This window comes from Parvibaculum sp. (assembly GCF_035325945.1).
Lineage (GTDB): Bacteria > Pseudomonadota > Alphaproteobacteria > Parvibaculales > Parvibaculaceae > Parvibaculum.
On the sequence record NZ_DAOKYX010000005.1, the window covers coordinates 81,510 to 87,510 of the forward strand.

The 6,001-nt window shown below is 63.8% G+C and carries 5 protein-coding genes; 2 read left to right on the forward strand and 3 right to left on the reverse strand.

Annotation, left to right across the window (positions count from 1 at the left end; translation table 11 throughout):
* Both PKA57_RS04785 and PKA57_RS04790 read left to right on the forward strand, forming a co-directional pair.
* Window positions 1–441 (forward strand): aminopeptidase N C-terminal domain-containing protein (locus tag PKA57_RS04785; protein WP_324298037.1); only part of this gene is annotated, 441 nt, incomplete at its 5' end.
* A 337-nt stretch (window positions 442–778) separates the two neighbouring features.
* Window positions 779–2,515: an ATP-binding protein gene (locus tag PKA57_RS04790; RefSeq protein ID WP_324298039.1), complete on the forward strand. Its 1,737-nt coding sequence runs from the start codon at window positions 779–781 to the stop codon at window positions 2,513–2,515.
* Between the two features lie 7 nt (window positions 2,516–2,522).
* Here PKA57_RS04790 and PKA57_RS04795 read toward each other — a convergent pair whose 3' ends face one another.
* The 3 genes from PKA57_RS04795 to PKA57_RS04805 form a co-directional block, all read right to left on the reverse strand.
* Window positions 2,523–3,863 carry a glutamine synthetase family protein gene (locus PKA57_RS04795; protein ID WP_324298040.1) on the reverse strand — a complete coding sequence of 447 codons (1,341 nt, stop codon included), beginning with the start codon at window positions 3,861–3,863 and terminating at the stop codon, window positions 2,523–2,525.
* A gap of 44 nt (window positions 3,864–3,907) precedes the next feature.
* Window positions 3,908–5,263, reverse strand: coding sequence for an FAD-binding oxidoreductase (locus tag PKA57_RS04800; protein WP_324298042.1), 1,356 nt, complete (start codon window positions 5,261–5,263; stop codon window positions 3,908–3,910).
* 62 nt (window positions 5,264–5,325) lie between these two features.
* Window positions 5,326–5,907 carry a periplasmic heavy metal sensor gene (locus tag PKA57_RS04805; protein ID WP_324298044.1) on the reverse strand — a complete coding sequence of 194 codons (582 nt, stop codon included), beginning with the start codon at window positions 5,905–5,907 and terminating at the stop codon, window positions 5,326–5,328.
* Window positions 5,908–6,001: the final 94 nt, after the last annotated feature.

Here is a 6,001-nt window from a genome sequence, read left to right on the forward strand (position 1 = left end):
TGCCCCGAGCGCGTCGAGGCGCTCGACCGCTTCTACGGGCAATGGAAGGGCGATCACCTCGTCATGGACAAATGGCTCGCCATTCAGGCGATGTCCTCGCTTCCCGGCACTCTCGACGAGGTCAGGCGGCTCATCGAGCACCCGGCGTTTACCATACGGAATCCCAATAAGGTACGCGCGCTCATCGGCAGCTTCGCCACTGCCAACCAGCTTCGCTTCCATGCCGCCGACGGAGCAGGTTATGCTCTTGTCGCGGACAAGGTTCTGGAGCTCGATCCGCTCAATCCGCAGGTTGCCGCGCGGCTTCTGGGCGCATTCAAGAGCTGGCGGCAGCTCGAACCGGGACGGCGCAAGCTCATGTCGCGGCAGCTTCAGCGCATCGCCGGGACGGAAGGCATCTCGCGTGACGTCTTCGAGATCGCGACAAAAACGCTTGCCTGAGCGACGATGACTGGAACCAGAGAGCGGAAAGTGAAGGCGCATGAGCCTGCCCGGTGAGTCCCAAATGCATCGCTCCGCGAAAAGCGACCTGCCGCCACTGGACAATGGGCGGACGGGCCAGAATCATCGGATTTCATCAGGCGATTCGTTCGGGGTGGGAGCGGAGCGCAGCGGAAGACGGCCTATTCCGGGGCCTCTCGACCCCCGGCATGCCGGGAGGCGGGCAGCCAATGGCGCTTCGCACGAGGTGGTACAAGAGAGTATGTCCGATGCGAGCACGAGAGCGGAGTATCCAGCCTGGCAGCAGCGAGCGGCACAGAGGCGCCCCTCCCTGCCCATGAGCGTCATGATGCGCACCGCCGTGGTGCTTTCCGGCGCGGCGCTGGCCGGCATCGGCACAGCCCTTTATCTCCAGGACGGATTTTCGCGCGGCCTCGCCTTTGCCGGGCTGCTGGCTCCGGGCTTCGTTGCTCTTGCCTATGGCATGGTGCGGATGCGCGAGCGCAAGCTCGAGGCGGAGGCGGCTCTCGTCGAAAACCAGCTTCGCTTCGACATGGCCTTTGCGGGCGCGCGCTGCGGCATCTGGGACTGGGATCTGACGGCCAACCGGGTCTACTGGTCGTCGGCCATGTTCGACATGCTGGGCCTGCGCCAGCCCTCCAAGCGGCTATCGCCGGCCGAGATCAAATCCCTCGCCCATCCCGATGACGCGCATGCGATCGACGAGATCATCGGTGCGGCCTCGCGCGCCTCGCGCTCCTACGACACGGTTTTCCGTCTGCGCCATGCCGATGGAAGCTGGGTCTGGGTCAATGCCAAGGGGCAGGTCTGGGGCGGCGGGCGCATGGCGGGCGAGCGGCTCGTCGGCATCACCATCGACATCACCGAACAGAAGCTCGCCGAGGCGCGCGAGCATGAAGCGACCGACCGGCTGGTCGACGCGATCGAAAGCATCGGAGAGGCATTCGCGCTCTGGGATCACGACAACCGTCTCGTGACAGCCAACAGCAAATTCGCCGAATTCCTGCACCTTCCCGTCGACCGGATCGCGCCGGGCACGACGCTTGAACAGGTGATGGCGGATGCGGGCATCGGTTCGGACTGGCCGCGCGCGGGCGGCATCGAGGAGAGCGTCTGGGAGATCAGGCTTCCATCGGGCCGCTGGCTCCAGATCAGCGAGCGGCCGACCAATAGCGGCGGCCATGTGAACGTCGGCACCGACATCACACCCATCAAGGTTCAGGAATCGGCGCTGACGCAGAACAAGTCCGCGCTTGAAAAGACCGTGCGCGATCTCGAAGCCTCGCGCCTCAAGCTGCAGCATCAGGCGCGCCAGCTCGTCGATCTCGCGGAGAAATACGCCGCCGAAAAGACCCGCGCGGAATCGGCCAACCGCTCGAAGTCCGAATTCCTCGCCAATATGAGCCACGAGTTGCGCACGCCGCTCAATGCCATCATCGGGTTTTCGGAGATGATGGAGACTGGCCTTTTCGGCCCCCTCGGTTCGCCCAAATATCAGGAATACGCGCACGACATACGTTCGAGCGGCCAGCATCTTCTCGAACTCATCAACGACATTCTCGACATGTCGAAGATCGAGGCCGGGCGCATGACACTCGAAAAGCAGGCGACCGATCTTTCGACGGTGATCGAGGAATCGCTCCGGCTGGTATCCGGCCGCGCCGAAATCGCCTCCGTGAAAGTGCTGAACGAGGTCGGCGAGCTGCCACAGGTCGAGGCCGACAAGCGGGCGATCAAGCAGGTGCTGCTCAATCTCCTGTCGAACGCGATCAAGTTCACGCCCGCGGGCGGTACGATCCGCGTCCGGGGCGGAGCGGATGAAAGCTACATCGCTCTCGCAGTCGAGGATTCAGGCATCGGCATCCCTGCCCATGCGCTGCCGAAAATCGGCCGCCCCTTCGAGCAGGTGGAAAGCCAGCACTCCAAGCGGCACAAGGGCACGGGCCTTGGCCTCGCGCTCTCGCGCTCGCTTGTGGAGCTTCATGGCGGCACTCTCACGATCGAGAGCACCGAAGGCGTCGGCACGCGCGTGACCTTCACCCTGCCGCTCTGATCCTCCGTCAGAGATACCAATCGTATTCCAGCGGCGAGATCGCGCGCTGGAACTTGTCGAATTCGAGCATCTTCGTTTCGGCGTAAACGTCGACATACTGATCGCCGAAATATTCGCGCATGATGCTCGAATTGCGCAGGCGCTTCAGCGCGCTCGGCAGGTAGAAGGGAATGCCCTCATCCACCACGTCGCAGGCATTGCCTTCCGCGGCAGGGCCCGGATCGATCTCATTGACGATGCCGTAATGGATGCCCGCCAGGATCGCCGCCAGCACGAGATAGGGATTGGCGTCGGCGCCCGAAACGCGATGCTCGATGCGCTGCGCCGAAGGCGCGCCCGCCGGCACGCGGAAGGCGACCGAGCGGTTGTTGTATCCCCATGCGCGGTTCACCGGCACGAAGAGATTGGGCTCGAAGCGGCGATAGGAATTGAGGTTGGGCGCGAAGAAAGGCATCGCCTCGCCGAGCGTCGCCTGCAGACCGCCGATCGCATGGCGCAGCTTGACGCTGCCCTCATCCGACCCGTCGTCGAAAATATTGCGGCCCTTCTCGTCGAGCACGGAGCAATGCACATGCAGGCCGTTGCCCGCCTGCCCGACAAAGGGCTTCGCCATGAAGCTCGCAATGAAATTGTGCTTGCGCGCGATGGCGCCGATCAGATGGCGGAGCATGACGGCGTGGTCGCCGGCCCGCACGACATCGGCTTCGTGATTGAGGTTGATCTCGTATTGACCGGGCGCGAACTCTGCCGTCGCGCCGGAAGCAGGCACGCCCTGCGCCGCCGCCGCGTCGTCGATGTCCTTGAGCAGCGACATGAAACCATCGAGTTCGGTGATGCCATAGACCTCGTTCGCGGTCTCGCGCTGGCCAGTCGCCGGATTGATGGGCGGCTGCGGCAGCCCCCGCTTGTCGCGATCGCGATCGAGCACATAGAACTCGAACTCGCAGGCTGTGACGGCATGAAGGCCAAGCTCGGCAAGGCGCGCCGCCACATTGGCGAGCACCACACGCGGCTCGAGCGCGAGCGGGCCGTCATCGTCCTGCATGCTCATCATGACCTGAGCCTGCTTCATCGAAGCCCAGGGCACGGGGACGATGCTGCCCGAAATCGGAAAAGCCTGTCCGTCCGGGTCGCCGTCGGAGAAGCCCATGCCGAGAATGTCTTCGTTGACGCCGGTCACGTCGAAGAAATAGAGGGATTTCGGCATATGCACGCCGGAGGTGAAAACCTTCTCCGCTTCCTCGATCGGAAAGCGCTTGCCACGCACCGTGCCGCACATATCGACAAAGACGGCATCGAGATAGTCGATATCGCCGTGTTCGGCGAGAAACGCCTTGAACTCGGCCAAAGTCGCACGCCCGTCGTCACGCGGTTTTTCGCGCTCGCTCATCATCAACCTGATTGCTGTTTGTCCCTGAGGTGATAGTAGCCGAGAGCTGCCCCAAGATACCAGCGCCGCAGAGAGGGAAAGGGGATGCGCGGCGGAAGGTCACGGAACGGCGCTGGTAAATCATGGAAAGCGCCTTTCCCGACAATAAGTTGCGCGAGGGTCTTGCCAGCCCATGGAGCCGCGGAAACGCCATCTCCGTGATAGGCGAGCGCAAAATAAATGCCCGGCATATCGGGAATTTCCCCGATTGCGGGTGTCATCCGCGCGGTCATACAGACAAAACCGCGCCAATAATGGGTTGTTGGGACATGCGCCCATGAGGTGAAAACCTCGCCCAGACGTCGTTCCATGAAGCGACGCATGCGCAGGCCGTCCTCGGGCTTGCCGGTGAGATCGCCACGCGCGCCGAAGAGAAAGCGCCTGTCCGGCAGCAGGCGATAATAAAAGAGGAGACGGCGCGTATTGCTGCAGGGGCGCTCCGTCTTCCAGCCCTGCGCGGCAAGCTCATCCTCCGTCAACGGACGGGTGACGATGATGTTGGATAGAACGGGCATCAGCCGTGCGGCCAGACCGGACCCGAATTCATCTCGCGTGAAACCGTTAGTCGCCAGAATGACGCGACGGGCACGGACCGTGCCACCTTGCGTCACGAGGCAATGCTCCGCCCCGCTCCGCTCCCAGCGATCGACATGCGAATGGCCGTGAAGCCGTGCGCCCCGCCTTGCCGCCGCTTCCGCCAATCCGCGCGCGAAGCGCAGCGGATGCAACCCGAATGCAAGGCCGTTCAGCAGCGCGCCGAATTGCTCGGTCGAGTCGTAATCGGTTTCCGCCACCTCCTCCCTGCTCATCACGCGAACAGGCAGGCCGAACTTGCCGCCGAGAAGCGCTGCTTCTTCTTTCAGCCCCTCGAAACGCGACGGCATGTGAGCCACAAGCAGCGTGCCGTCGCCCTGCGGGCGGATGTCGATCGCCTCGTCGCGGGCGAGGTTGCGCACAAGCTCGACGGCCTCCACCTGCGAGCCGATGAAGCGCCGCGCCTCCTCCTCGCCATAACGATGAATGAGTTGTTCGAGAGAGAGCCCGCTCGGCGGCAGGGTACAGAAGCCGCCATTGCGTCCCGACGCGCCCCAGCCGAGAGGGCCGGCCTCCAGCAGGCAGACATCGACGTGATGATCGCGGGCGAGATGCAGCGCCGCCGAAAGGCCCGTATAGCCGCCGCCCACAATTGCCACATCGCAGCGCGTTTCGCCCGAGATGGGGCCGAGATCGACGCCATCCGCCAGAGGCGGCGCGTCATCCTCCCAGAAACTTCCCGCGGGCCTGCCCGCGTCGTACATGCTCTTGTGATACCAGGTCATGAAACCAGCCGATCGTTACGATCCCTGCCGGCCATTTTCTCACAATCGGGGGCGCGCGTCCGTTACTGCGAAGCCGAGGGCGCGCGCTCTTCCTGCACCTGTCCGGGCGCGCTGTCGGATTTGACCCGCAACTTTCTCTGAAGGCGCCGTTCAGCCTGCGCCCGCATCGCCTCGGCAATGCGCGCCCGCTGCGCGGGCTCAAGGCTGGCGAATCCCTGAATCAAGGCATCGCGCGTCGCATGCATCATGTCGGACTGCGCGGCATCGACCCTGTCGAAGGCGGCGCCGACCTTCTCGGCATCGAAGGGATTTGAGGCGAGTGCTTCCGCAAGTTCCTTGCGCGCGGTTTCGATCCTCACGAAATCGGGGCGGATCGCCGGAAACCGGCTTCGCATGACCTCGCGCAGGGCCGCCTTGTCGGCCGCCGAAAGCTCTCTCATATCCTTGTGCAGGGTACGGAAGAAAGAGGATGGCACGGCACTGAGCTCGCCTTTCGCCGGCGAGCGCGGCAGAAAGAAGAGGCTCGCGCCGATGAGCCCGATCAGAAAGAGATTGACCACAAGCGAGGCCAGAAGCGCAGGCCCCGTCCAGCGGCGCGGCTGCTTCGGCGCCAGGCCGGCGCCCGTGGCGATGGGGTCGCTCATGGCCTCCACTCCTCGGGATATTCATTGTCTGCAAGCGCCAGCGAGACGAGCGGGTCGCCGGTGGTCGACGTGGCAATCGTCTTTTCCGCATAGA

Excerpts from the sequence above, each read along its gene's own strand:
- PKA57_RS04790 (WP_324298039.1), top strand. The coding sequence starts at position 779 with ATGAGCGTCATGATGCGCACCGCCGTGGTGCTTTCCGGCGCGGCGCTG.
- PKA57_RS04800 (WP_324298042.1), bottom strand. The coding sequence starts at position 5,263 with ATGACCTGGTATCACAAGAGCATGTACGACGCGGGCAGGCCCGCGGGA.
- PKA57_RS04805 (WP_324298044.1), bottom strand. The coding sequence starts at position 5,907 with ATGAGCGACCCCATCGCCACGGGCGCCGGCCTGGCGCCGAAGCAGCCG.